Raw genomic sequence first — 25,355 nt, 5'->3', positions numbered from 1 at the left:
CATCACGTTGCCCCCTATGGCAGCATGATCAACCCGGCTTGGCCGGAGATCGCTAAGGCTACGCCGGCGAACCTACACCACCATATGGGACACGACCTGTCACAGCCGATAGCTACATCTCGATCAGTCAATCCAACGGGAGACCACCACAATGTCCAGCAGCCCTTGGGCACACCACCGCAGCGCCTCGATTGCCGATGACATCGATTTCGAGATCAAGGGGCAGGAACTCCAGTTCCTCGAAATCGAACTCGATCCAGGCGAAAGCGCCGTCGCCGAAGCCGGCGCGCTGGTGTGGAAGGATGGCGCCATCGGCATGACCACCGTGTTCGGCGATGGCAGCGGGGCTGATCAGCAAGGCGGCTTCATGGGCAAGCTGCTCGGCGCAGGGAAGCGGCTGGTTACCGGAGAAAGCCTGTTCACCACCGTTTTCACGCACAACGGCCATGGCAAGGCCCGCGTTGCCTTCGCCTCGCCCACACCCGGCGCAATCCTGCCGATGAAGCTTTCGGACGTTGGCGGAACACTGATCTGCCAGAAGGACAGCTTCCTTGCCGCCGCGCGCGGCGTCTCCATCGGCGTGGCGTTCCAGCGCAAGGTAATGACCGGCCTGTTCGGCGGCGAAGGCTTCATCATGCAGAAGCTTGAAGGCGATGGCTGGGTCTTCGTGCAAATGGGCGGCACCATCGTTGAGAAAGAGCTGCGCCCCGGCGAGGAACTCCATGTCGATACCGGCTGCCTTGCCGCCTATACACCCTCGGTGGAATTCGACCTCGTCACCGCTGGCGGCGTAAAGTCCGTGCTCTTCGGCGGCGAAGGCCTGTTCTTCGCGCGCCTGCGCGGCCCGGGAAAGGTCTGGATCCAATCCCTGCCCTTCTCGCGCCTCGCCGGGCGGATGCTCGCCGCAGCCGGATCGCGCGGTGGCCAGAACCGTGGCGAAGGTTCAGTACTGGGCGGGCTTGGCGATTTTATCGGGGGTAACAACTAACCAGCCACGAGGCCGGTGGCGCAAACCACCGGCCTCACGCCGTCAGAAGTTCTTGCGCAGGGTAAGCCCCCACGTGCGCGGATCACCCGGAAGCCCGGCAATCAGCCCGGTATTGCCCGGCCCTACGAACAACTGCTCGAAGTAGTTCTCGTCGAATGCGTTGCGCACCCAACCGTATACATCGAACCCATCGTCCGTGCGAAAACCAGCGCGGAAGTTCGACAGCGAGTAGCCACCGACATTGGTGTAAGTCGAAGCGCTGGGGTTCGACGAGAAGTCCGACCGGTAACTGCCGTCATAGCCGAAATAGATCTGCCCATCCTGCTTCAGGAAGGTGACCGGCGCGTTGGTTTCGAACCCGAACGAGAACGACCACTTCGAGACACCCGGCAGACGCTGCCCGGATATGTCGCAGTTGGCAGGGCTGAGCGCACCCGGCGTCCCCGCTGCACCCGGAACATGTGATCCGGTCGCCACGGTGCCGCCCGAAAGCTCTGGCGGGCATGGCGCGTCGATGAACGTGCGATAGGTCGCGTCGGTGTAGGCTGCGTTGGTATAGGCGTTGAACCGGTCGCTCGGCCGGATCGAGAAGTCTGCCTCGACGCCCTGTGAGCGAACCGCCCCCGCGTTGGCCAGATAGCCTCGCAGCACCCCGAACTGGCCGTTGTTCACATTGGCCTGATAATCCTTGATGTCCGTGCGGTAGGCCGAAAGGTTGAAAATCGCGCCGATCTCGCGAAACTCGGTCTTGATCCCCACTTCATAGTGATTGACCGATTCCGGCTTCACCGTTGCTGTGCCCAGCAGCGGATTGTTCTGCGTATCAGTGGGCACGCCGTTCTGGTTGATCCCGCCTGACTTGAACGACTTGGCATAGGTCGCATAGGCCAGCACGCCCTCTGCCACCTTGTAGCTGGCGGTAAAGTCGTAGCTGAAATTCCAATCGCTGAATTTCGGCGCGATTTCCTGCGGCGTAAATATCCCCAGTTGCGCGGTCTTGGTCGCACTGGTCGTCCCGTCGAGGAGAATTTCGGTGCCTGCTCCGGTAAAAACCCGGCGTTGGTAGAAGCCGTCCTTCTTGTCGTAGTTTACGCGGAGGCCGAGCTGCAGCGTCAGCTCCGGCGTCAGCTTCCAGCTCGCCTGTCCATAGACTGCAAGGCTGGTGTTCTTCAGGAACTGCGTGTTCCGCGCAGTCAGCCCGTCCAGCACGTTGGAATTGTAGAGCGCGTTGGTCGGCGCAAGGTTCCACTTCGTGGAGGCCGAACCATGCGATTCCGTGCCTTGCGTGTCGATCCGCTGGTAAAAGCCGAACGCCCCCACAACAAAATCCACCGTATCGCCGCTATAGTTGTAGCGCAGTTCTTGCGTGTACTGGTCCTGCTGCGAAGGGTTCTGCGATCGCGTAACAATCGGCAGACCGGTAAAGTCGCGATCGTTCTCTGGCTCCCAGTCCCAGAAGCGCCATGCCGTGACCGACGTCAGCGTGCCCGGCCCCACATCCCACTTCACCTTGATCGACGCACCGCCGATCTTGTTGCCAGCCTGCAATGCGGCATCCAGATCGGTCACACGATCGAAAGGCTCGGTGCTGGCAGGCACATAGCCTTGCGCCGCGGCCAAGGCCGCAAACTGCCGGTTGAGCGTGCGCTGGGTCAAACCGGTACGGACGAAGACGGACCCGCAGCACACCGCGTCCTGCTCGCTGTAGTCGCCCGCCAGCGTGATGCTGAAGGCCTCACTCGGCTGGAACAACAACTGTCCACGCAGACCCACGTTGTCCTGACTTTGAATCCACTGCTGCGAAGTGACGTTGTAGATCGTCCCACGCCGGTTGGTTGCAGACACCGCAAACCGCGCCGCCAGCGTATCGGTAATCGGCCCGGACACCGCCGCCTTGGCCTGAACATAATTCAGGTTCCCCACGCTCGCCTCGGCCCGTGCTTCGAAATCGAAGGTCGGCTGGTTGGTCGTGATGTTGATCGCACCTGCCGTGGTGTTCTTGCCGTAGAGTGTGCCCTGTGGCCCGCGCAGCACTTCGATTTGCTTCACGTCCAGAAAGTCGAACGTCGCCGAAGCCACGCGCGAATTGTAGACATCATCGATATAGATGCCGACGCCCTGTTCGATCCCGTCGTTCGTCAGCCCGAACGGCACGCCCAGGCCGCGAATGTTCACCGCCGTGTTGCGCGGGTTCGACGAATAGAATTGCAGCGTCGGCGTCAATTGCTGCAGGCGGCCCACGTTGAAACTGCCGGTACTGTCGATCTGGTCACCGCCCAGCACGGATATGGCCAGGGGCACCTCCTGCGCTGTCTCGGCACGACGGCGCGCGGTGACGACGATCGTGCCGCTGTCATTCGCGCCTGTACCGACCGACGATTCCTGCGGTGCCTCATCATCGGCAACTGGTGCGGTGGCGGCCAAAGCCGGCCCGGTCTCTTCAGCGAATGCGCTAGACGAAACGGAGAACGAAGCAATGGCAAAGGGCGCTGCCCCCGCCAGAAGCAAGACACGGAAATTCATCGCAAAGACCTCATGGTTTTTTGTGCGATGCTTCCGGTGGTCCGGTCAGCGGTGCGGTTGCTTGTTGTCGTTTCTGGTGAAAATGTCGGACGCCCGTATCAGTTCGGCTTGAGCCGCCGCTTTTCCGTTACGTCGATTTGGACGACCCGGCCCTCGTGAACCGTGAGTTGCACTGCGCCATAGCGCAGCCCTGTCAAAGCCTCGCGCACACTGGCAAGGCTCTCGTCGAGATGATCGTTGCCATCACCGGGCAGTGGCCTCCCGGAAGGTGCTGATTCAGTCATCAGTTTGTTCATCCTGTATCCTCGCAAGCCGAACGTCCTGCGCAAACGTCGCAGGATCGGTTGCCCCCACCCACGACAGCGATTCGCCTTCCAACACACCCTTATAGTCAATCAAATAGGTAGACATTAAACTTTGACTATGCTGGTGCGAAGGCCAGCTTGTCGGCCAATCAGTGGGAACCTTCGCAAAGAAGGCAGGCCCGAGTGCATGCGCACACTCGACCTGCCCACACATTATGGTAACTCAACTATTTCAGTAGACAAACGTCTTGCGATAAAGTGAGCGGTTTCACCGATGAAACGCTCAAGGCCGTAGCGGCCCGAATCCTATGGGTCGGAAGCCTCGGTTTGGTGTGCAGAAACGGTGATGCCCGATGGAGCGGGCCGCAAGGACGCGTCAGATCAGGATGAAGCTACCAACCGAAGATGTGGGCGGCGTTCCATACTGGAGTCCGCTTCATTCGCCGGATCAAGACACTCCCGCAGGCAGTCTACGGCCATTGCCAGATGCAGTGCGGCCATTGCCTCGCCATGGTAGTCCAGATCATCCAGCGCCCCGGACAAAGCTACGAAAACTTCCGCGAGTGGTCTTGCCGCTGCTTGCATACCGACGCCCCATCCTGATCTTTGGCAGTACGCTCGCCCCGGACAACCCAACAGGCTGTCTTCACTTGCGCCCCGTATTCATGCAGGCGTCGTAGCCGAATGACGCGATTGCGAAAGCAAAGAATGCACCGCTTAAGAGCAAACGAAGGCGCACATCCATGACGCCACCCGGCCTGCATTCGCATAATTACTTACGTCACTGACAGTTAGCTTGACCGGCCAACGTCGTGGCCTCGCAGCAGCCTTGCCAGAACGATGCATATAACTGGTTCGAAAATGGTGAAGGCCCGAAAACCGAGGGACGCTGCCGCCTTCAAGTGGCCATGGGCAAGGCCTCGGAACTGCGAATCATGACGGGTGGCGTGCAAAAAATCGCCTGCAAACAGCAGCGCAACGTCCAGTCCGTTTTAGCTGAAGCGGCAACGAAAGTTTATAGAGGTTAATCTTCCGAACCGGAACTTGTCGAACGCTCACCCGCGCGTTCGGTAGAAGTCCCGAAAAGCTTCCGGCGCACCGCATTTACGAATGGCCGTTTCAACATGGCGCTTTCGCTCTGCCACCAGCGACGCAGAGGTCAGCGCGAACCGGCGTTCGTATTCCACTTCCTGTGCGGTGAACGGCTGCGTGCCGGGGATCACGCTGTCCCCACCCAGACCAAAGACCATGAAATTCAGCATGTCTGCCAGTTGCTGATTGTCGCTGATCCGGCTTTTGGCAATGTTGGGCAGCCGCAGCAGATAGGCGCGGGTATCGGCGGTACACATCATGTAGCCTACCCGCCCGCGCAGTTCGGGCAGTTTTGCCGGGGCAGAGATCCCCTGCACCCCGTGACACCCGGCGCAGTGCTCCACATAATCGCCCCGCGCCAGTTCCGGGTCACTCAGTGCGGCAAGGCCTCGCGCCACCGTTGCACTGCGCGGATCGTCCCGCGCCGCCAGTTGCGGTGCCAGAACAAGGGCTACTGCCGCCAGGACCAGTGCCCTCACCGCCAACCTCTCACGCAGCCCCGATCATCATGGCGGTGGAACAGTGGTATTCCATACTGCTCGTCCCGAAGCACCAGATGATGTTGTTGTTGAGTTGTGGCAGGTATAGCTGCGTTTCACGGTCGATGTTGTCGCAACCGCACTGGCCGCAGGTCGGCTTGCCGCAGCAATCGCGGTAGGCAATCATATAGGCCTTGCCGTCATCCGGGTTGATGCACGAACCCACCCACGAAACGGGCGATGGTTCAGACCCTGCCGGGCAAGTATGCATCCCGCCACCGCAGCACGTGCAGAGCGACCCATCAATCGCGCAATAGCGCCAATAGTCGCACTTGGTGTCGTCCTTGGTCTGCGCAGAGCGCGCAAACGCGGTTTTCGCCTCGGGCGAACGGTCAGGCTTGGCAGCCTCTGCCCGGCTCACCGGCAGCAGCGGAAAGACCGGAGCCGCCACCAGCGCCGCGCCAAGCCGTGAAAGAATCCCCCGGCGTGAAGTGCCCCCGGCCAACCGCCGCAGCAGCTTCTCGCCAGTTGCATCGGGATTGAACTTGATCATCAAATGCCCCCTTCGTTCGTCCCGCTTACGCCGCAACCGGCTGCTTCAGCCCCGAAATGTAATCCTGCACCGTCGCGATGCCCAATTCGTGGGCCACCACCAGACTTTCCAGATGCTCACGGCTGTTCACCAGCCCCTTGGACAGGATCAGCCCTTCGGAATCCAGCAGCACTGCATAGGGCAGCTTGCCCACCTCGAACGCCTGCCCCACTTCCGGCCCGTTGATGAAGCGATAGTCTTCCAGCCCCTGCGCCGCGATCAGCCCCTGCTGCGCCGCAACCGTATCGTCACCCACAAAGGTCAGCTCCACGCGCTCATCCTTGGCAAAGGATCGCGCCGCCGGGATCAGCCCCTTGCACAGCGGACACGTGGCCGAAACGAACATCAGCAACCGCAGCGGCACACCTTTGGCGGGGCCACCCACGATCACGTCCTTGCCCTCCAGCGTCTGTGCAGGAACCGCAGGGGCCTTTCCGCCCACTGCCGGGCCGCCGCTCGTCTGCAAAGCCCCTGCCGGCGCCACGCGCATGTGCAGCACGCCCACCTGCCGCGCCAGCGCCAGCAGCGCCACGACAAGGGCGATGATCACCACCCACGAAAGCACCTGCCCCACGATCAGCGCGGTCATCATCGTGAATTCCTTTCAACGGCCAGCGGCCCTGCCGCCAGCGCGGACAGTGCATTCACCAGCAAAGTCAGAAGATAGAGCGCCAGTCCGCCCGCAAGGGCAAAGCCCCACTCGACCGAGCCGAACACCGGCACCGCAAACATCGCAGGAACCAGCAGTCCCGCCAGCACGAGATTGCGCACCACGAGCGTCCGGCTCAACGGCTGGCGCAGTTCAGAACGCCCGCAACCGCAATCGATATGCGCCCGCCCCCGCCCGATATTCACCGCCATCGCCGCAGCAAAAGCCAGCAGCAACGCCGCAGCAGGCACCGCCGCCAAGGCAACGCCGCCCAGCAACGCCGCACCGATCAGCACCTCGGCCAAGGGCAGAACGGCTGCTACTGGCCCAACCAGCGCTTCGGGCAACAACCGATAGTTTGCCACCACACCCGGAAACACCCGGCGGCTGCGCAGCTTGGCAAAGCCAGCGGTCAGAAACACCAGCCCGTTCCCCACGGCGGCAACACCACCGCAGATCGCCAAAGCCGTGTCGAAAGCCCCGCTCACTTCGGCTCAACCACCGTAATCAGTCCGCCGCCCGCGTTCTCGATCTCGTGCTTCACTTCGCCTGTCTTGGAATCGATGATCATGGCATTGTTGTCCATTCCGTTGACCATGATCATCGCGGCATCGTCCTGCGTAATCTCGATATTGCGCGGATGGCCCCTCACCGGGATGCGCTTGACCAGCTTCTTCGTCGCCAGATCGAGGCCCCAGATTTCCTCGGCGCCTTCCTTGTGGCTCCAGTATTCACCCTTGTGCATCAGCACCCACAGTGTGCCACTTGGCCGGTGCAGTGCAGTCGGCTGCATCCCGCCCGGATACCACGCGATGTCCAGCGGCTTCACGTCCGCCGCCCGCATCCCGCCCGCTTCCTGGATGGAGAACGGCGCGCTCACCACCGGAGCCGCGCCCATCGCCACCGTGCGCACCAGCCCGGTATAGCTCAGCAGCACCGCCATGTTCTTTTTGCGGTCGAACACCACGTTGGAATAGATCGGGTCCGCCGCCGCATCGAAGAACTCGGCAGACCGCGTAATCTCCTGCGTCGCCCCCTTCACCGCCACCGTCGCCAGCGTGCCATCGGCACAAAGCGCGGAAAAGCCAACCCCCTCGTTGGGGATCAGGCTCGCACAGCCCGGCAGTTCGATCGCCCGCACGAACTTGCGCTTGGCCATATCGATCACGTTGACCGAAGACGCCGGATCGAAGTTGTAATCGTAGGCCGTCTTGCCATCGTCGCTCAGCACGAAATTTGTGGTGAACCCACCCACGATCAGCCGCCCCGGCGTGGGGATTTCCGTCACCAGCTTCAGCGTTTTGCTGTCATAGATCGAGATGAAGTCCATCCGCGTTCCACGGTTGACCTTGGTCCACATCGTTTCGGCCACGTAATAGAACTTGCCCGCAGGATCGATGGCAAGATCGGAATCGCGGCTGGTCGATACCATGCCCAGCATCTTGCCGGTGCCCGCATCGAAGATGCTCGATCCCGCAGAGCCCCATCCGCCCCGCACATAGAACCACCCCAGCTTGGGCGGATCGATGGTGTTTACAGTGGCCTCTTCAGCCTCGGGTACGATGTTTTCGGCCACAACCGGAGCGCCGAACGCTCCCATGCCCATCGCCCCCATAGTCACCGCACCGATAGCAACTCGTGCCAGCCTGCCCATACGCTTCATCGCGGCCCCCCTGAAAACCTCGCAACGAAATACCTCGCAGGCCCAAGGCTTGACGAATGTCCAGATTCGGTCAAGCGCCTTGTTGCAGTTGCGAAAGAAAAGTGCCCGGCAGCGACCTACTGTCGCGCGTCCAGACCTGCAATCTGCGCCGAAGTGATCGTCTTGGCAATATGCACCAAGCCATGCGCGGCAATCGCGGTGAACGCCGGCATCCGCGCTGCCCAAGGCTTTTCATAACCCAGGAACGGCGTTGCCCCCTCCATCGATGCACTGATGAACAGGGCCACATCACGCACTTCCTGATGGCTCAACGCCGGGTTCAGCTGCGCCACATAGTCCGAGATAAAATCATGCACGCGCTGGTAGAACACCCGCACCCGGTCCGCCACAAACTCGTTGTGATTGGCCAGTGCCCACAGTTCAGGGAACAGCCGCGTGGTCCGCTTGCCAGCAATGTCATCAAGGCACATCACCACGATCAGCCGCAGCCGCTCTTCGGCATCAAGCCCCGGCTGGCGCACGGTGCGTTCCAGCAATTTGTCATAGCTGCCGATGATATCGTCCAGCAGTGTCTGGATCAGCAGTTCCTTCTTGGGGAAGTGGTAGCTGACATTCCCCACTTTCATCCCGCATTCGGCGGCAATCCGGCGAATGGTGAACGCGCCTGATCCCTCGTCGATCAACACCCGCAGCGCGGCCTTGATGATCGCATCGACCGTTTCGGTTCCACGCGCATAGGTTCCGGGGCGCGGTGAAGACGGCAATTCCGTGTCGGCAGGGTCGGGGCGAGCGGCCATAAGCCCCGCGCATAACACCAAGCTTGCGCCCACGCCAATGGCAATGATCTGCCAGTTGTGCTGCCCGTTGCGCCAGATCAGAACAAGGTGCTTGACCAAAACTGCGCGCCTGTCCAGATTCCGCGCACGATGCGGGCCTGCTATCGGCGCGCTTGTTCGACCGAAGCGGCATATCCCAAGGAATCAATACGATGAGCGTCTCTCTCACCGTCAACGGCCGCAAACGCACAGTGGAAGCGGAAGCGGACAAACCCCTGCTGTGGGTCTTGCGCGAAGATCTGGACATGCCCGGCACGAAGTTCGGCTGCGGCGCAGGTCTGTGCGGTGCCTGCACCGTCCATCTCGATGGAGAGGCGGTCCGTTCATGCCAGACGCCGATTGCCGATGCCGCCGGAAAACAGGTCACCACGATCGAAGGCGTGGCCATGAACGAACTGGGCAAGCGCGTGGCCGATGCCTGGACCGCGCTGGACGTGCCCCAGTGCGGTTATTGCCAGGCAGGGCAGATCATGTCCGCCACCGCGCTGCTTAAACAGAACCCGAAGCCTACGCCCGATGATATCGACGGCTGGATGAGCGGCAACATCTGCCGCTGCGCCACGTATCTGCGCATCCGCGCCGCTATCCGCAAGGCAGCAGGCCTCCCCGCCGAAATGGCCGATGCCTCAGCCCTTCCCGCAATTGGCGTTTCCGGGGAGCAACTGGCATGACCCAAACAGTCGCCCTCTCGCGCCGCTCGTTCCTCGTCGCCTCGATGGCAGGCGGCGCGGTGCTCACGCTCGATGCTTCCGTTGTCCTCGCCGCTGCCAGCGCCACGGCACCTGCCGATGTGCTCAACGCCTTCGTCCGCATCAATGCCGACAACACCGTGACCATCGGCGCGAAGAACCCGGAAATCGGTCAGGGCGTCAAGGTCATGCTGCCCATGCTCATCGCCGAGGAAATGGACCTTGCATGGGAACAGGTGCGCATCGAACAGACCGATGCAGACGAAAAGCTCTATGGCCCGCAAGTCGCAGGCGGCAGCAGCGCCACCCCGCGCAACTGGATTCCCATGCGGCAGGTTGGCGCGGCCGCGCGCGAAATGCTGGTCATGGCCGCTGCCAAAAAGTGGGGCGTAGATCCCGCCACGCTCTCCACCGCCAGCGGCACAGTAGTCCAGACCTCGTCGGGCAAGACTGCCACTTTTGCATCGCTGGCAAAAGATGCCGCCGCCCAAACGCCGCCCGATCTCGCCAAGGTAACACTGAAAGACCCGGCCGCCTTCAAGATCATCGGCACGTCCAAACCCGGCGTCGATGTGCCAAAGATCGTCAAGGGCGAACCGCTCTTTGGCATCGACACCCGCGTGCCCGGCATGGTCCACGGCGCGGTGGTGAAATGCCCTGCCCACGGCGGCACAGTCGCGTCGTTCGATGATGCCGGGGTCAAGGCAATACCAGGCGTGCTGGGCGTCGTCGCCGTCAACAGCGGCTTCGTGCCTGAAGGCAAGGCGGACACGCTGGTAATCGTTGCTGACAGTTGGTGGAAGGCCAGCAAGGCACGTGAAAAGCTGGCCGTAAAATGGGACGATACCGCCGTCACCAGCTTCTCCACTGCCAAATATGAAATCGATGCTGCAAAGCTCATTGCAGGCACGCCGCAGACCAGCGTGTTCAAGGCCGGTGATCCTGATGCCGCACTGGCCAAGGCGGCAAAAGTCGTCACGGCCGACTACGAATACCCCTTCCTCGCCCACGCCTCGCTAGAGCCGCAGAACTGCACCGGACTGTTCAAGGATGGCAAGCTGGAGCTTTGGGCGCCCAGTCAGGCGCCCGCCGGTGGTCGCGCCGAAACCGCCAAGTTCTGCGGCCTCACACCTGATGATCTGACCATTCACCTCACCCGCATCGGCGGCGGCTTTGGGCGCAGATTGCTCAATGATTACATGGTGATCGCCGGGCAAGTGGCCAAGGCCATGCCGGGCAAACCGGTCAAGGTTCTGTTCGACCGGACCGACGATTTCCGCCACGATTTCTATCGCCCCGCAGGCTGGCATCGCCTCACCGCAGGGCTTGGCGCGGACGGCGCGCTGGTTGCCCTGAAAGATCACTTCGCCACGTTCGGTGCAGATGGAAAGCCTGTGCGCGCCGCGCAAATGTCCCCCGGCGAATATCCCGCGCCCGTCGTGCCCAATGTCGATCTTGGCGTCAGCTATATGGCCACCAACCTCGCCACTGGCTGGCTGCGCGCACCGTCTTCCAATGCCATGGCCTTCGTGTTCCAGTCCTTCCTCGATGAAGTGGCCGAAGCCGCGGGGCTGGACCTGCCCGAACTGATGCGCCGCACTTTGGGCGAACCGCGCGAAATTCCGGGCGAACGGGCCAAGTTCCATACGGGCCGCGCGCGCGGCGTGATTGACGCCGTGTGCAAGACCGCGGGCTGGAAGGGGCGTGAGAAAGGCCGCGGCTTCGGGTTCTATTTCAGCCACTTGGGATATTTCGCGGAAGTCGTCGATATCTCGATGGCCGATGGTGCGTTGAAGGTGGACAAGGTCTGGGTCGCCGGAGACATCGGCGCACATGTCATCAATCCGCTCAATGCCATGAATCAGGCCCACGGTTGCGTGATAGAAGGGCTGGGCCAAGCCATGGTCGGCCAGAAGATCGTTCAGGAAGCAGGCGCCATCACCGCTGACAACTTCGGCGATTTCGCACTCATGCGGATTGACGCAGCCCCGCGTGAAATTGCCGTCGAATTCGTGAAGACCGATTTCCCGCCCACGGGACTTGGCGAGCCTGCCCTGCCCCCGGTAATTCCCGCGCTGGCCAACGCAATCTACTCTCTGACCGGAAAACGGCATCGCCGTCTGCCGCTGGAGGTGGTATAGCGCCCGCCTGATGGTCGCTGCCTCCCCGCTTGATATCCTCCGCTTTCTCGCCACCCGGGCGGACGAGGGAGTGGAATGCGTCCTAGTCACTCTCGTCGGGATCGAAGGCGGATCATCGCGCGCACTTGGCGCGCAGATGGCGGTTGCGGCGGATGGCCGGAAGATCGGCTCCTTTTCCGGCGGCTGCATCGAAAACGCCATTGCCACCGAAGCCCTTGAAACGCTTGAAGAAGGCTGGGGCCACGTAGTCCGCTACGGCATCGGTTCGCCCTATATCGACATTCGCCTGCCCTGCGGCGGCGGGATCGACCTGTTGTTCACCCCGCGTCCCAAACCCGAAGCAATCATTGCCGCGCTCGACATGCTTGACCAGCGCCAACCGGCATCCCTTCGGCTTGATTGTGACAGTGCGGTGGTGGCTGAACCGCTGGCGCAACGGGCTTGGGATGGGCGGGAGGTTACACTCGTCTATCAGCCGCCGTTGCGCGTGATCGCACTCGGCCAGGGTGAGGATCTGACCGGTTTTTGCCATCTTGCCAAAGCTTTCGGCACGGAAGTTACGGCACTTTCTCCAGATGCCGGAACGCAGCAGTTGCTGGCGCAATCGGGCATAAACAGCCTGCATCTTCCAACGCGCACTACCCTGCCCCCGATCGAAGGCGATACATGGACCGCCATCGTGTTCCTTTTCCATGGCCGCGATTGGGAGGAATTCCTTCTGCCTCAAGCCCTTGATTTGCCCGCCTACTATCACGGTGCCATCGGCAGCCGCCGGACTCATGCGGCCCGCCTTGCGGCGCTGCGCGCTGCGGGGCTGGGTGAGCAGACCATCGGGAAATTGCGCGGCCATATCGGCCTGATTCCGGCAACGCGCGATCCGGCCACGCTGGCACTCTCAATTCTTGGCGAAATTGTATCGGAATACAACAGCTTGGCTAATTGGACATACTGGACCGGCGAACCTCTCAGCGCTGCCGCGTTACGGTGAGCGACCTGCGAATAGCAACCATCCTGCTCGCTGCCGGACGAGCGACCCGCTTTGGCGGCGGCAAGCTCGGAACCGCGCTGGCGGGAAAGCCCCTCGCCCGCCATGTAGCCGATAGCCTCAGCGCCCTCCCGTTTGACCGGAAGATCGCACTTTGTTCAACGCAAACACCTGATCTACCCAGATTTTCGCGCATCTTGCTCGATCCACCCGATGCACCTCTGTCGCAGTCGATAGCTACTGGCGTTGCTGCACTCACCGACGAAGACGCCGTGCTTTTCGCCCTCGCCGACATGCCGCTTGTCCCGACAGACCATTTCGCGCGGCTCATCGCGCAGTTCGATGGCAGCATGATCGCCACGCAAGTTGACGGGCGGAACATGGTTCCGGCGATCTTCGGAAAGCAGCATTTCGAAGCGCTCAAAACGCTGGTTGGAGACAGGGGCGCCGGCGCTCTCCTGAATGATGCCCCCTCCGTCGAACTCTCGCCGGAACTTGCGCTCGATATCGACACTTTGGAAGACCTGCAGAGTGCGCTGGAACACATTAAAGGCCGTTAGGTGCGCTTTAGGTGCGTTTTGGTGCACTTCAGGTTATCGTCCTTACGGCAAAGGCTGCCGCTGCCGCGCGTGTTTCAACGCCAAGCTTTTCAAACACTTGCTCAAGGTGCTTGTTCACCGTGCGCGGGCTTATACCCAAAATCTCGCTGATAACGCGGTTCGGCTTGCCATAGCTGATCCATAGCAGGACTTCGGCCTCACGCAGCGTCAATCCATAACGCTCGCGCAGCAATTCCACCTCAGCACCTTCGCGGATGACATTGAGACGCACCAGCACCTCCTCGCCCCGCGTCGGCCCGACGAGGACGAGTTCGATGGTCTGCCCGCCCGCATCGAAGCGCAGCGACGTGCCCGGATTCTCGCCCGGAATCATCAAGCGCGCGAGCGGCTGGGCGAATTCGGCAGGCAGCGCATCGGCACTCCCCAGCGTTTCCAGCAACCGCTCAACTTGCGGCGTCGCCCACAGCAGATCACCCCCCGGAGTCACCGCGAAAAGGTGTCGCCCGGTGGCGTCCAGCGCGCTGCGACCGGCCTGCGATACGCGGGCCGCTGTCAAATGCACGCGCATCCGCGCCAGCAGTTCCTCAATCGCGATGGGTTTGCGCACATAGTCCACCCCGCCAGCCTCAAGCGCGCGGACGGCATGTTCGGTTTCGGTCAGCCCGGTCATGAAAATCACTGGAATATCAGCGAGGCGCGGTTGCTTCTTGATCGCGCGGGTCGTGTCAAAGCCATCAAGGCCGGGCATGATTGCATCGATCAAAATCAGGTCGGGCGCGGCGTGTTCCAGCAGTTCAAGCGCATCGTTGCCGTTGGTGGCGATAAGCACCGTCATGCCCGCACGCTCGATCGTATCGATCAGGAAATGGAGCGATTCCGGGTTGTCATCGACCACCAGCACAGTGTCGCGCCCGGCCACTACATCCTTAGCTGACATGGACCACCCCTCGGCGGAGGGCTTCTCGTAAGCTCTTGAAATCGAAGCATTCGAGACAATTGCGAAGGTGGGCGACGAAACGGGCTGCATCAGGGACGGCTTCCTCAAGTTCGGAAAGGCGGCTTTGGATCGCCCGGACATTGCCGATGCGCGCAAGACCTTCGATTTCCGGCACAAATGGCAAGGCGGCGGCGGGAAGGTGAAGCTCAATGCCTGAAATTGACTTGGCTTCACGCAAAGGCGAACCGTCGGCCACGGTCCAGGTCAGATCCAGTTGCCACGAAACGGCATCGAGCAGGCTGTCCAACTGGATCGGCTTGGTCAGGAACATATCGTGCGGATCATGCCCATCGCCGCCGCGCCGGAACTGGTGCGCATCGGCGGAAACCATCACGATGCGCAGCGCAGAGCCATGTGCGGCCCGCAGAGCGGCAGCGGTTTCCCAACCGGTTTTGCCCGGCATGGAAATATCGAGCAGCGCAATATCGGGCCGCGAGGCTGCCGCGAGCGCAATCGCCGTATCGCCGTCTCGCGCGCCAGTGACGAGGAAACCCAATGGCTTCAGAAGGTTCTCGATTACGGCCGCCTGCGCCGCATCATCATCGGCGATGAGCACGTGGCGGCGCGCGCCTTCGTATCCGGTGATCACATCGGCGCGATGGCTCTGCACCGGCTGCGTAACCGGGCGCGAAAGCATGAGGCGCAAGCCAAAGCGGGTGCCTTCGCCGGGATTGCTCTCAACATTCAATTCGCCGCCCATCACGTGAACAAGCGTAGATGTGATGGCGAGGCCCAGTCCGATGCCCGGCTGCCCCGCCGCCGATTTGCTGCTGCCGCGTTCAAAAGCCCCGAAAATCCGCCCCATATCTTCAGGCGCGATGCCGATGCCGGTGTCGATCACTTCAAAAGTGGCGATCTCTCCGCGCCAGCCAATGCGGAACGTGACCGAGCCGGACGGCGTGAACTTGATCGCGTTGGAGAGCAGGTTGATGAGCACCTGCCGCAAGCGTTTCTGGTCCCCGCGCACAAATTCGGGCAACGGCTGCGGCACTTCCAGCACGAATTTGACGCCCTTGGCCCCGGCTTGCGGGCGGAACATGTTGGCGATCTGTTCGACGAAAGCGGGCAGGCGGATCGTATCGCGCGACAGGCGAAGCACACCGGCTTCGACCTGCGCAATATCGAGCAGGCCATCGACGAGGTTCGAGAGGTGTTCGCTTGACCGGCAGATGACCTTGCCCGCATCTTCAGGCTTCAGATCGCTGCCGCGTTCGAGCAACTGGGCATAGCCGTAGATCGAATTGAGCGGCGAGCGGATTTCGTGGCTGACCGAGACGAGATAGCGGCTTTTTGCGGCATTCGCAGCTTCAGCCACTTCGCGCGCCTTTTGCAGGGCGGCGTCGGTCTCCTCATGCGCGGCAATTTCCTGTTCGAGTTCGGCAAGGTGGCCACGCGTTTCCTCTTGCGCGGCGCGGCGGCTCTGGTGGGCCAGCACGATGATCCAGCTGCCAAGCCCGGACATGAAGAAGAACACGATGAACACTGCCAGCAGGATGGCCCAAACGTGCGAAGACAGCGCAGGGTGGGTGCGAGAATATTCGCGCCCGATCAGCCCGATCACCAGCGCATTGGCCAACGTGAACACGCCAATGACCCCGATAAAATGACCGGTAGCGGTGTGGACATAGCGGGCGAGCCGTTGCGGCAGCATCCATTCGGCAAGGTTGGTGAACTGCTGCGTGGCGCGGCTGCCCTGCTTGCACATATCGTGGCAGCGGGTTTCCAGCGAGCAGCACATCGAACAGATCGGCCCGGCATAGAGCGGGCAATGCGCAGTGTCAGGCGCCTGATAGGTGCATTCACAAATCACGCAGGTCTTGTCGGCTATATCCCACGCATCGCGCTTGCGGGCGATATAGAAGTGGCCCCGCGTAATTGCGGCAATCGCAGGGGCCGCGACAAAGGCAACGCCAAGTCCGATGATTGGCGCGAATGCCTGCGCTGCCTCTCCGAACAAGTGCAACTGACACAAGCCCGAAGCCGTGATGGACAACAGCAGCGCGCCGATGCCGACAGGGTTGATATCGTAGAGATAGGCGCGCTGGAACTCGATCCCCGGCGGGCTGAGGCCAAGCGGTTTGGACACGATCAGATCCGCCGCCAGCGCGCCGATCCAGCCTGCCGCAAGGCTGGAATAGAACAGCAGCACCGCCTCCATCGACCTGGTGATGCCGAACAGCAGCAGGATCGTGGCGAGGCCGACGTTGAACAGCAGCCAGACCACTCGGCCCGAATGGCTTTGCGTCAGACGCGAGAAGAAGTTCGACCATGCGACCGACCCGGCATAGGCATTGGTCACGTTGGCCTTCATCTGGCAGACGACGATCAGCAGCGCCGTGGCCCAGAGCGCAGCGCGCGGACCGCCGAACACTGGTTCAAATGCGTGGCGGAACATCCCGGTGGGCGATTCTGAAAGGGCAGGCGATACGCCGGACGATACCGCCCATGCCGCCAGCACCGAGCCGAGCAGCATCTTCACGCCGCCGATCAGCGTCCACCCCGGCCCGCCGATCAGCACCACCGTCCACCAGCGCCGCGCGCCCATCTGTTCACGCGCAGGCAGGAAGCGCAGATATTCCACCTGCTCCCCAATCTGCGGCAGAAGGCACAGCAGCAAGGACAGGGCAAGGCCAAAGGCGATCAGCGGCGGGCGGGCGGCATAGATGCCGGTAAATTCCCCCCACTGCGCCAACACATCGCCGCCCTGCCACAGCAGATAGGCAACCGGCAGCAGTTGCAGCCCAATCCACAGCGGCTGGGTCCATACCTGAAAGCGCGAGATTCCGCCCATGCCGTATTGCGCAATCGGGATCACAACCAGCGCGCTGACGAGATAGCCGAGTTGCGTGGGCAGCCCCGTGAGCGCGCGCAGGGCGACGGCCATGATGCTCGCCTCTACGGCAAACAACAGAAAGGTGAAGGCGGCGTAGATCAGCGAGGTGATGGTCGATCCTAGATAGCCGAAGCCAGCACCGCGCGTGAGCAGATCGATGTCTACTCCGCGCCGGGCGGCATGGACCGCGATGGGCAGCCCGGTGACGAACATCAGCAGACAGGCGGTGACAATCGCCGCGACGCTTACAGTCATGCCGTGGAGCAAGGTGATCGATGCGCCAACCGCTTCGCAGGCAAGGAAAGCCGCGCTGCCGATGGCGGTTTGCAGCACGGCAGCAGAGGACCACTTCCGCGCCGCATCAGGCGTGAAGCGCAAGGCCGGATCGTCATGCGTCTGGCTGGCGACCCACTGGTTATAACTGCGGCGTTCAGGAACGACAGTTGCAGAACGCGCCATGTTCAGCGCTGCCCGTGCCGCAAGGAAGGGCAAACGCTCGCAATGGCCTCGGCATGGTTCATGGCGCTGATAGTGCAGCCCGGCGGGCCTGCTGAGCATGGGCCGATTTACGTATGCCCGACGGGGCGATCCGGGGCGGTTTCGCCCGAAACTACGTCAAATGGCGAATGTGCCACTTTTTGCAACCGCGTAGCCTTGGTCACACTCTGGATGGAAACGCCGGTGCCGATTTTGGGGAGAAGCCCCATCCGAGCACTTTGGCGGAACAAACCGGCCGGGTCGAAACGGCTCCAGCAACAAAAGAGGGCCGTAGGCGGGGATGACTGAAACCATGAGACAAGAAACAACAACATGAGGGTTTCAATGAAATTTTCCCTGAAGCGCGCGGCGTTGCTGTCTGCCACCGCCATCGCAAGCATCACCGCCCTTCCCGCGCTGGCGCAGGAAGCCCCGCAGGCCGATGCGGCAGATGAGCCGGGCACCGAGATCATCGTGACTGCAACGCGCCGGGCAATTTCCCTGCAAAACGCACCAATCAACATTTCGGCAGTCACTGCGGAAAGTCTGAAAGATCAGCGCGTTGATGATGTTCGTTCGCTGGCTGCGTTCACTCCGGGCATTACCATTCAGGACACCGGTCCGCGATCAACAGGCGCAATCGTGATGCGCGGCCTTTCGGCCAATGATACCAGCGCTTTCGGTTCAAACTCCGACAACACGGTTGGCGTCTACCTTGGCGAAATCCCGCTCTATCAGGATTTCAAGTTCATCGACATGAACCGGGTCGAAGTGCAGCTTGGGCCGCAAGGCACGCTCTATGGCCTTGGCACGCTTGCCGGCGCAATCCGTTACATCCCCAACCGTCCCGATCCTGACCGGTGGGAAGGTGCCTTCCACGTCCGCGTCTATGACGTGGCCCATGCCAAGGATCCCGGCTTTGTCGTCGATGGGATGATCAACGTGCCGCTGATCCCCGGCAAGGTCGCTTTCCGTTCGGCGACTGGCTACTTCAACGATCCGGGCTTTATCGACTACAATTACCTGCTCAAGACGCCCGGCGTTTCCGATCCGCAGCCCAACCGTCCCGGCACATTCTTTGGCTCGATTGGTTCGGCAGATGAAATTGCGCAGAACTTCTCGACTTACGAAGACGCCAACTTCGAACACACCTTCACCAGCCGCAACCAGTTGGGCCTCTATCCGTTCGAAGGGCTGGCGCTGACGCTCAGCTATGTGCGCCAGCAGACCGATACCAACGGCAGGCAGGCCAATGGTGGCGGTGTGTTTGGCACGGGCAAGTACGAAGCCCCGTGGCGCTATCTTGAACCTTCAAAGCGCGTGACGGACCTGTTCGCCGCCGAAGTGGAAGCAGAGCTGGGCGATATTGCGCAACTGGTTTCAGCCACCGCGTTCACCCGCCAGAAGTTCTCAGGCCAGACCGACGTTACTGACCTGCTGCTCGATCTGGATTATGATTACGAACTGTTCCCCGCATTTTCAGGCTATACCCGTTCGACCGGCAAGAATGAGCAGTTCAACCAGGAAATCCGCCTTGTTTCCACGCATGGTGGCCCGTTCAGCTGGGTACTCGGCGGGTTCTACAACCGTCTCAAGACGCGGTCGGACTACCGCGAGATCGTTCCGGGTTATCCGGCCTTTGCTGGCATCAACCGGCCAGACGAAGTGGAATACGCCTCGTTCGTTGACACAAAGACCACCGAACAGGCGGTGTTCGGAGAATTGACCTTCCAGCCCATCGATGCGCTGACGCTGACGGCAGGTGGCCGCTACTTCAAGTACAAGGCCGAAGTGACCGGCGGCACCGCATTGCCTCTGTTCCAGACGTTCCCCGCCATCAATTTCCGCACGCGTTCGGGCGATACCAACGATGATGGCGCGGTCTGGAAGTTCAACGGATCGTACAAGTTCACGCCTGACCTGATGGTCTATGCAACGTTCAGCAAGGGCTATCGCATCGGCGGCGTAAACCGCGTTGCGCCCTGTGTATTGCCGCTCAATCCCGGTCAGAACCTCTGCGCCCTGCCCGATGAACTCTCGTTCGGGCCGGACACCACAAGGAACAAGGAAATAGGCATCCGCGCCAGCCTGTTCGATGGCAAGCTGCGCACGACGCTTTCAGTGTTCCACATCGACTGGTCAGGCATTCAGCTTGACGGTCTGACCGAGAACGGGGCCATCGGCATTACTGTGAACGGCGGCAAGGCGGTGTCGAAAGGCGTGGAATTCTCGTTCAACGCACGGCCCTTCGATGGCTTCAGCGTGCAGGGCAACTGGTCCTACACCGATGCCTATCTGACAGAAACAGTGCCGGGCCTGCTCAAGACCCGAACCGGTGAATTCGATGCGCTGCCGGGGGACCGTCTGCCGGGTTCGACCAAGGTTTCGGGTTCCATTGGCATGAACTACGAATTCACGGTCGGCGAAGACACCATGACGCTGAGCTGGACATCCACCTACACGGGCGACATCTTTACCCGCGTTGGCGCGCGCGCTGCCGGTGAAGTGCTGCCAGCTTACACTACGCACCGTGCATCGGTGGCCTATGCGCTCGACGAGACGCTCGAATTCCGCGTCTATGCCGACAACATCTTTGACAAGTTCGCGGTTGTTTCGGTCTCGAACGACCGTTCGCGCCGCATCGTCAACGATGGCGTGGTCTCACGTTACTACTCCAACGCTGTGCTCAGCCCGCGCAAGATCGGCGTTGAGATGACCAAGAAGTTCTGATGGCTCCATCCCCGGCCTGCATCGCGCAAGGCTGGGGGAGTTGCTGCGAACACGTTCCTGCGAAGGACTAGGCCGCTGTTCCATTGGAACAGCGGCCCCTTTTTTGCCTCGCAGGATCAATCCAGCGGGATGCCGTTGGCGGTGAAAAAGTCCATCACTTCGCCAAGGTGCGCTTCATAGGCGCGCCAGCGGCCCACGGCGCGGGCGTTGATCGGCTCGCGCACTTGCTGCGCGCTGGGTGTGGCCACGGCGGCGGTGTTGTTCTGGAAATCGAGGCAGGCTGCGTCCCAATCCAGACCGCAATAGGCGAGCATCTTGCGCGTGTTGGCTTCCTGATCGGCCACCAGCCATTCATAGGTGACTTCGTGAATGCGCCCCGGAAAGCGCTGGCGCCAGAAGGCCATCAGCCGCTGGAACAGCAGCACATAGCGCGCCGTGTCCATAAGGTCATAGGACCAGCGATAGTAGGGCGAACCGATGGCGAAGAGATGCTTGTAGTTGGACCACACGCTGTCCATCGCACCACGCCGCAGGCACAGCACCTTGGCATTCGGAAACGCCTGAAGAATCCAGCCTATGTAGAGGAAATTAAGCGGGAACTTGTCGGTAAACAATGGGCTTTGTGCACCTGCGTTCTGGCGTGCCCTGCCAAGGTAGAGTTCACCGAGCACTTGCGCCGATGCACCTGATAGCGCGCCGATCGTTTCAGGATCCAGCACCATGCGCGAACCGGTCTGCGCCAGTTGTTTCACCGCCAGCGGCATTGCCTGAAGTTCACCGGCAGAGGTAATCGCGTGGTGCGACGAGACGATCCGGTCCACCAGCGTGGTGCCGGTGCGTGGCAGGCCGACCACGAACAACGGCGCGTCCTCAATCGTGCTGTCGGCCTGTAGCGGCAAGTGGCCGACGAAGGCTCGGCGTACAGCGTCGAACACAGCCTCGTCATCGGCAAACCTGTAGCCCAACCGCGCACGGTGAATGGCGTTGCCTTGCGCCAGATGGGCAAAGGCGCGGTCATGTTCGCGCAAATCTTCCAGCGCCGCCGCCGCCGCATAGTGCAGGCGAACTTGCTCCAGCGGATCGTCAGCCTGCGGCAGCGATGCCTCAATCCGGGCGACGCCTTCGGGGCTGGCCTTGCGCTTCAAACCGGCAAGGCCAAGGTGCGCGCGGCCATGCGCCGGATCGCGCGCGATGATGGCCTCGTACTGGGTTGCAGCGTCGCTCACCCGCCCAAAGAAGCCGAGTGTGCTGGCAAGGTTGAAACGGTATTCCACCGCATCAGGCTGCGCCGCCACGGCGTGTTCGAACAGCGGCAGCGCCTCGTCATGCGCGCCGAGCCGGGCGAAGACGCAACCGATGGTATCGAGCACCAGCGGATCGGAAGGCGCGGCGTCCACCGCTGCGCGTGCCGCTGCCAGCGCCTCACCCTCACGCCGGGCCATGAGCAGGACGCGCGCCTGCTGGGCAAGGTATTCCGCATTGCCGGGGACGGCACGCACGACAGCGCCGATAGCCTTCAGCGCATCAGCAACGCGCCCCGCCTCGGCCAGAGCAACCGCTGCAACAAAGCCCGCGTCGGCATCAGCGGGGTTGCGGATGAGCGCTTCTCCTGCCGCAGCCAGCGCACGGGCCGGATCGCCGGCCGCGAGCAAATCTCGCAATGATGGCGCGGGCGCTTGCGCCATCAGGCTGGCAGGCTCCTGTCGATTGCTGGCCCGGTCACGCGGCTACTCCTCATCATCGGTTCCCCCTGTAACCGGCAGCCTAGCGGCGCGGCCAATCTTCATTGCTACGCCAATTTACGCATCTGCAATATGTCGGCACGGAACAGTGCCCCCTTGCCCGCGTTTAACCAACCGGACTGACATGAGGAGCCAAGCGATGCCCGCCAAATCCGCCGCCCAGCAGAAGGCTGCTGGCGCTGCTCTTTCCGCCAAGCGCGGTGATACGCCCAAGAAGGACCTTAAGGGCGCTTCGCGATCCATGGAGAAATCCATGACGGAAAGGGAACTTGAAGATATGGCTTCCACCAGCCGGAAGGGCAAACCGGAACACGTAACCAAGAAGTGAGCCTATATGGACCAAGTCTTTACGCGTATCGCCAACCGGGTCTCGCTTTGGGCAGGTCAGGCAGGCACTTTTGTGTTAGCCATGGCGATCATCATAACGTGGGGTGTCAGCGGCCCCTTGTTCCAATGGAGCGACACTTGGCAACTGGTGATAAACACCGGAACGACCATCGTGACATTCCTGATGGTCTTCCTGATCCAGAACAGCCAGAACCGTGATGCGGCAGCGATGCAGGCGAAACTTGATGAACTGATCCGCGCGGTGGACAAGGCAAGGATAGGCTTTGTCGGGATCGAGCATCTGACCGAAGACGAGATCGAGAAATTGCGCGATGCATTGGAGCGTGAAGTCAAAGGTCCAAACGGCAAACTGGCGACAACAAGCGACACTGTTGAACATCTACTGGACCGCACATGACTGAATTTCGCAGCGAAACCGATAGTCTGGGGGCTGTTCATGTCCCTGCCGGCGCCTATTGGGGTGCGCAGACACAGCGGAGCATAGAAAATTTTCCGTTCGGCGCGATGGAGCAGATGCCCATCGGTATCGTGCGTGCATTGGCCGTTGTGAAACAGGCGGCAGCGCGGGTGAACCGGCGTCATGACCTAGCGCCCGACCTTGCCGATGCGATTGAGGCAGCTGCGGCAGAAGTGGTGGCAGGCAAGCTGGATGATCAGTTTCCGCTGGTGATCTGGCAGACCGGCAGCGGCACGCAGTCCAACATGAACGCCAACGAAGTCATCGCGGGCCGCGCCAACGAGATGCTGACGGGCCAACGTGGCAGCAAGATCCCCGTGCATCCCAACGATCATGTGAACATGGGGCAATCTTCGAACGACACCTTCCCCACGGCGCTGCACGTTGCTGCGGTGACTGCCCTGCACCGGGACCTTTACCCAGCCTTGGGGCGGTTACGGGGGAGCCTTGCGGGTGCGGCGCTGGCTTGGAAGGATCTGGTGAAGATCGGGCGCACGCATTTGCAGGACGCGACGCCGCTGACACTGGGGCAGGAGTTCTCCGGCTATGCCCAGCAGTTGGCGAATGTAGATGCGTTTCTGAAGAGCACCGAGATGCACCTACACGCACTTGCGCAGGGGGGAACCGCCGTTGGTACGGGGTTGAACGCGCCCGAAGGCTTTGCGGAAGAGGTAGCGGCGCAAGTTGCGGAACTGACCGGCTTGCCCTTCGTGACGGCGCCCAACAAGTTTGAAGCCCTCGCCTCCAACGATCCGCTTGTGCAGCTTTCGGGCACGCTTTCGACGCTGGCGGTGGCGCTGACCAAGATCGCCAACGACATCCGTCTGCTCGGCTCAGGCCCGCGCTCAGGCCTTGGCGAACTGGAGCTTCCGGCCAACGAACCGGGCAGTTCGATCATGCCGGGCAAGGTGAACCCGACGCAGGCCGAGATGCTGACGATGGTGGCTGCGCAAGTGATCGGCAATCATCAGGCAGTGACCGTGGGGGGGATGCAGGGGCATCTGGAACTCAATGTTTTCAAGCCGATGATCGGTGCTGCAGTGCTTCGGTCAATCCATCTGCTGTCGGTCGGAATGCTTAGCTTTGCGACGCGCTGTGTCGAAGGAATCGAACCGAACCGGCGGCGGATCGGGGAACTGGTTGAGCGTTCGCTGATGCTCGTGACCGCGCTTGCCCCGGAGATCGGGTATGACAATGCGGCAAAGATTGCCAAGCACGCACATGAGCATGATCTGAGCCTGCGCGAAGCGGCTTTGGCGCTGGGTTTGGTGGATGAGACCATGTTTGAGCGGCTGGTCCGGCCCGAACAAATGATCTGAAACGGGCCTAAGTGTTAGTGCGGACTTAACCTCGTTTCTTGGGTTGGTGCTAAGCGGGGCGTGACCATATGGTGGCATGACGATCCGCGCCGCCACCCTGTTTGCGTTTGCCAGCCTTGCGCTGGTGGCTCCGGTGACCGTGCCTGCAAAGGCTCCGGTTGCTGCCAAGCAGATGCGCTTTGGGCCTTTTGTGGTGATTTCAGCTGACAAGGCGCGGCTGGTGGGGGTTACTGATGGCGGTTCTCCGGCAGCGTTCCTTGCCATGGTTGAGGCCTATCCGGCGATCCGTTCACTGGAACTGATCGATTGTGCGGGGACAAGCGACGACATCGCCAATCTGCGGCTGGGGCGGATGATCCGCCAGCGTGGTATCACGACGGTTGCGCCAGCGGGGGCTTCGGTCCGATCAGGTGCTGTGGATATTTTCCTTGCCGGTTCAACACGCAAGGCGGCAGCGGATGCGCGCTTTGCAGTGCATTCGTGGCTTTCGGCAGATGGGCGCGATGCGAGTGCGGCACGGGCCGATGATCCAGCTCGCGCCGCCTATGAGCGTTACTATCGCGACATGGGCCTCACCGAAAGCGATGCGCGCGCGTTCTACGCGCTCACCGTTTCTGTGCAGAACAACCGCACTTTGCAACTGGCTCCGCGCGATCTGGCGCGCTTTGCCAAGGTTGCCCCGGCGACTTAGAGCGCTTTCCGACCAATCTGGCTCAGCGTGATTGACGCAGGAAGCCTCTCGGCAAGGCGCCTTGCGCAGGGCGGGCTGGTTGCCCGTCCAAGCAAGGCAACGCTGTCCGAGGGGCTTCCTGCGTCAACCCCTCCGGGGCGGGCCCCTTTTGGCCGATTGCTGCGTCTTTCGTCGGTCACTATGCGATGGCATGGCTCCCTCCTCAATCCTTGCACTCGGCCAAAATCTGCTCCGTCACGGTGAGCCAGATTGGTCGGAA

The 25,355-nt window shown here is 61.5% G+C and carries 22 protein-coding genes; 11 read left to right on the top strand and 11 right to left on the bottom strand.

Annotated elements, in window-relative coordinates; all coding sequences use genetic code 11:
- Window positions 1-151 precede the first annotated feature (151 nt).
- Window positions 152-988 (top strand): TIGR00266 family protein, encoded by an 837-nt coding sequence (locus B7X90_RS02700; RefSeq protein WP_292621445.1) that lies wholly within the window; start codon window positions 152-154, stop codon window positions 986-988.
- A gap of 42 nt (window positions 989-1,030) precedes the next feature.
- Here the strand turns inward: B7X90_RS02700 and B7X90_RS02695 are convergent, their stop codons facing one another.
- On the bottom strand, window positions 1,031-3,511 hold the full coding sequence (locus B7X90_RS02695; RefSeq protein WP_292621443.1) for a TonB-dependent receptor: 2,481 nt from the start codon (window positions 3,509-3,511) through the stop codon (window positions 1,031-1,033).
- A 98-nt stretch (window positions 3,512-3,609) separates the two neighbouring features.
- Complete coding sequence (locus tag B7X90_RS02690; protein WP_292621441.1) at window positions 3,610-3,795, bottom strand: YezD family protein; 186 nt, start codon at window positions 3,793-3,795, stop codon at window positions 3,610-3,612.
- A gap of 833 nt (window positions 3,796-4,628) precedes the next feature.
- Here B7X90_RS02690 and B7X90_RS02685 point away from each other — a divergent pair.
- Window positions 4,629-4,844 (top strand): hypothetical protein, encoded by a 216-nt coding sequence (locus tag B7X90_RS02685; protein ID WP_292621439.1) that lies wholly within the window; start codon window positions 4,629-4,631, stop codon window positions 4,842-4,844.
- 27 nt (window positions 4,845-4,871) lie between these two features.
- On the opposite strand, the gene B7X90_RS02680 is transcribed toward B7X90_RS02685, so the two are convergent.
- The 6 genes from B7X90_RS02680 to B7X90_RS02655 form a co-directional block, all read right to left on the bottom strand.
- Window positions 4,872-5,387, bottom strand: a complete 516-nt coding sequence (locus tag B7X90_RS02680; RefSeq protein ID WP_292621438.1) for a cytochrome C — start codon at window positions 5,385-5,387, stop codon at window positions 4,872-4,874.
- 10 nt (window positions 5,388-5,397) lie between these two features.
- Window positions 5,398-5,940 (bottom strand): methylamine dehydrogenase light chain, encoded by a 543-nt coding sequence (locus B7X90_RS02675; protein ID WP_292621437.1) that lies wholly within the window; start codon window positions 5,938-5,940, stop codon window positions 5,398-5,400.
- Between the two features lie 25 nt (window positions 5,941-5,965).
- Window positions 5,966-6,568: a methylamine utilization protein MauD gene (locus B7X90_RS02670; RefSeq protein WP_292621435.1), complete on the bottom strand. Its 603-nt coding sequence runs from the start codon at window positions 6,566-6,568 to the stop codon at window positions 5,966-5,968.
- Window positions 6,568-7,116, bottom strand: coding sequence for a MauE/DoxX family redox-associated membrane protein (locus tag B7X90_RS02665; protein WP_292621434.1), 549 nt, complete (start codon window positions 7,114-7,116; stop codon window positions 6,568-6,570). The genes B7X90_RS02670 and B7X90_RS02665 overlap by 1 nt, the downstream gene beginning before the upstream one ends.
- On the bottom strand, window positions 7,113-8,291 hold the full coding sequence (locus B7X90_RS02660) for an amine dehydrogenase large subunit (protein WP_292621432.1): 1,179 nt from the start codon (window positions 8,289-8,291) through the stop codon (window positions 7,113-7,115). Before B7X90_RS02660 ends, B7X90_RS02665 begins: the two co-directional genes overlap by 4 nt.
- A gap of 116 nt (window positions 8,292-8,407) precedes the next feature.
- Window positions 8,408-9,187, bottom strand: coding sequence for a TetR family transcriptional regulator C-terminal domain-containing protein (locus B7X90_RS02655; protein WP_292621431.1), 780 nt, complete (start codon window positions 9,185-9,187; stop codon window positions 8,408-8,410).
- 92 nt (window positions 9,188-9,279) lie between these two features.
- Here B7X90_RS02655 and B7X90_RS02650 point away from each other — a divergent pair, with 92 nt between their 5' ends.
- The 4 genes from B7X90_RS02650 to B7X90_RS02635 are packed head-to-tail and all read left to right on the top strand — an operon-like array spanning window position 9,280 to window position 13,502.
- Window positions 9,280-9,798 (top strand): (2Fe-2S)-binding protein, encoded by a 519-nt coding sequence (locus B7X90_RS02650; RefSeq protein ID WP_292621430.1) that lies wholly within the window; start codon window positions 9,280-9,282, stop codon window positions 9,796-9,798.
- Entirely contained in the window at window positions 9,795-11,957 is a 2,163-nt protein-coding gene (locus B7X90_RS02645) for a molybdopterin cofactor-binding domain-containing protein (RefSeq protein WP_292621428.1), read from the top strand. Before B7X90_RS02650 ends, B7X90_RS02645 begins: the two co-directional genes overlap by 4 nt.
- 10 nt (window positions 11,958-11,967) lie before the next feature.
- Window positions 11,968-12,945: an XdhC family protein gene (locus tag B7X90_RS02640; RefSeq protein ID WP_292621426.1), complete on the top strand. Its 978-nt coding sequence runs from the start codon at window positions 11,968-11,970 to the stop codon at window positions 12,943-12,945.
- A complete protein-coding gene (locus B7X90_RS02635; protein ID WP_292621424.1) occupies window positions 12,942-13,502 on the top strand; it encodes a nucleotidyltransferase family protein in 561 nt (186 codons plus the stop codon). Before B7X90_RS02640 ends, B7X90_RS02635 begins: the two co-directional genes overlap by 4 nt.
- 28 nt (window positions 13,503-13,530) lie before the next feature.
- On the opposite strand, the gene B7X90_RS02630 is transcribed toward B7X90_RS02635, so the two are convergent.
- Window positions 13,531-14,439 carry a response regulator gene (locus tag B7X90_RS02630; RefSeq protein ID WP_292621422.1) on the bottom strand — a complete coding sequence of 303 codons (909 nt, stop codon included), beginning with the start codon at window positions 14,437-14,439 and terminating at the stop codon, window positions 13,531-13,533.
- Window positions 14,429-17,791 carry an ATP-binding protein gene (locus tag B7X90_RS02625; protein WP_292621420.1) on the bottom strand — a complete coding sequence of 1,121 codons (3,363 nt, stop codon included), beginning with the start codon at window positions 17,789-17,791 and terminating at the stop codon, window positions 14,429-14,431. Before B7X90_RS02625 ends, B7X90_RS02630 begins: the two co-directional genes overlap by 11 nt.
- A 363-nt stretch (window positions 17,792-18,154) precedes the next feature.
- Between B7X90_RS02625 and B7X90_RS02620 the strand changes: the two genes are divergently transcribed.
- The gene (locus tag B7X90_RS02620; RefSeq protein WP_292621419.1) at window positions 18,155-20,539 is read left to right on the top strand and encodes a TonB-dependent receptor; all 2,385 of its coding nucleotides are present in this window, start codon (window positions 18,155-18,157) and stop codon (window positions 20,537-20,539) included.
- A 116-nt stretch (window positions 20,540-20,655) separates the two neighbouring features.
- Here the strand turns inward: B7X90_RS02620 and B7X90_RS02615 are convergent, their stop codons facing one another.
- Window positions 20,656-22,224, bottom strand: a complete 1,569-nt coding sequence (locus B7X90_RS02615; protein WP_292621416.1) for a tetratricopeptide repeat-containing sulfotransferase family protein — start codon at window positions 22,222-22,224, stop codon at window positions 20,656-20,658.
- A gap of 196 nt (window positions 22,225-22,420) precedes the next feature.
- Between B7X90_RS02615 and B7X90_RS02610 the strand changes: the two genes are divergently transcribed.
- From B7X90_RS02610 to B7X90_RS02595, 4 genes are all read left to right on the top strand, one after another.
- Window positions 22,421-22,609 carry a DUF3008 family protein gene (locus B7X90_RS02610; RefSeq protein WP_292621414.1) on the top strand — a complete coding sequence of 63 codons (189 nt, stop codon included), beginning with the start codon at window positions 22,421-22,423 and terminating at the stop codon, window positions 22,607-22,609.
- A 6-nt stretch (window positions 22,610-22,615) separates the two neighbouring features.
- The gene (locus B7X90_RS02605) at window positions 22,616-23,026 is read left to right on the top strand and encodes a low affinity iron permease family protein (protein ID WP_292621412.1); all 411 of its coding nucleotides are present in this window, start codon (window positions 22,616-22,618) and stop codon (window positions 23,024-23,026) included.
- Window positions 23,023-24,405: a class II fumarate hydratase gene (gene fumC / locus B7X90_RS02600; RefSeq protein ID WP_292621410.1), complete on the top strand. Its 1,383-nt coding sequence runs from the start codon at window positions 23,023-23,025 to the stop codon at window positions 24,403-24,405. Before B7X90_RS02605 ends, fumC begins: the two co-directional genes overlap by 4 nt.
- 76 nt (window positions 24,406-24,481) lie before the next feature.
- Window positions 24,482-25,096 (top strand): hypothetical protein, encoded by a 615-nt coding sequence (locus tag B7X90_RS02595; protein WP_292621409.1) that lies wholly within the window; start codon window positions 24,482-24,484, stop codon window positions 25,094-25,096.
- Window positions 25,097-25,355 lie beyond the last annotated feature (259 nt).

It is taken from the genome of Novosphingobium sp. 17-62-19 (assembly GCF_002256775.1).
In the GTDB taxonomy this organism is placed as follows: Bacteria; Pseudomonadota; Alphaproteobacteria; order Sphingomonadales; family Sphingomonadaceae; genus Novosphingobium.
This window is presented reverse-complemented; position numbering and strand designations above follow the sequence as displayed.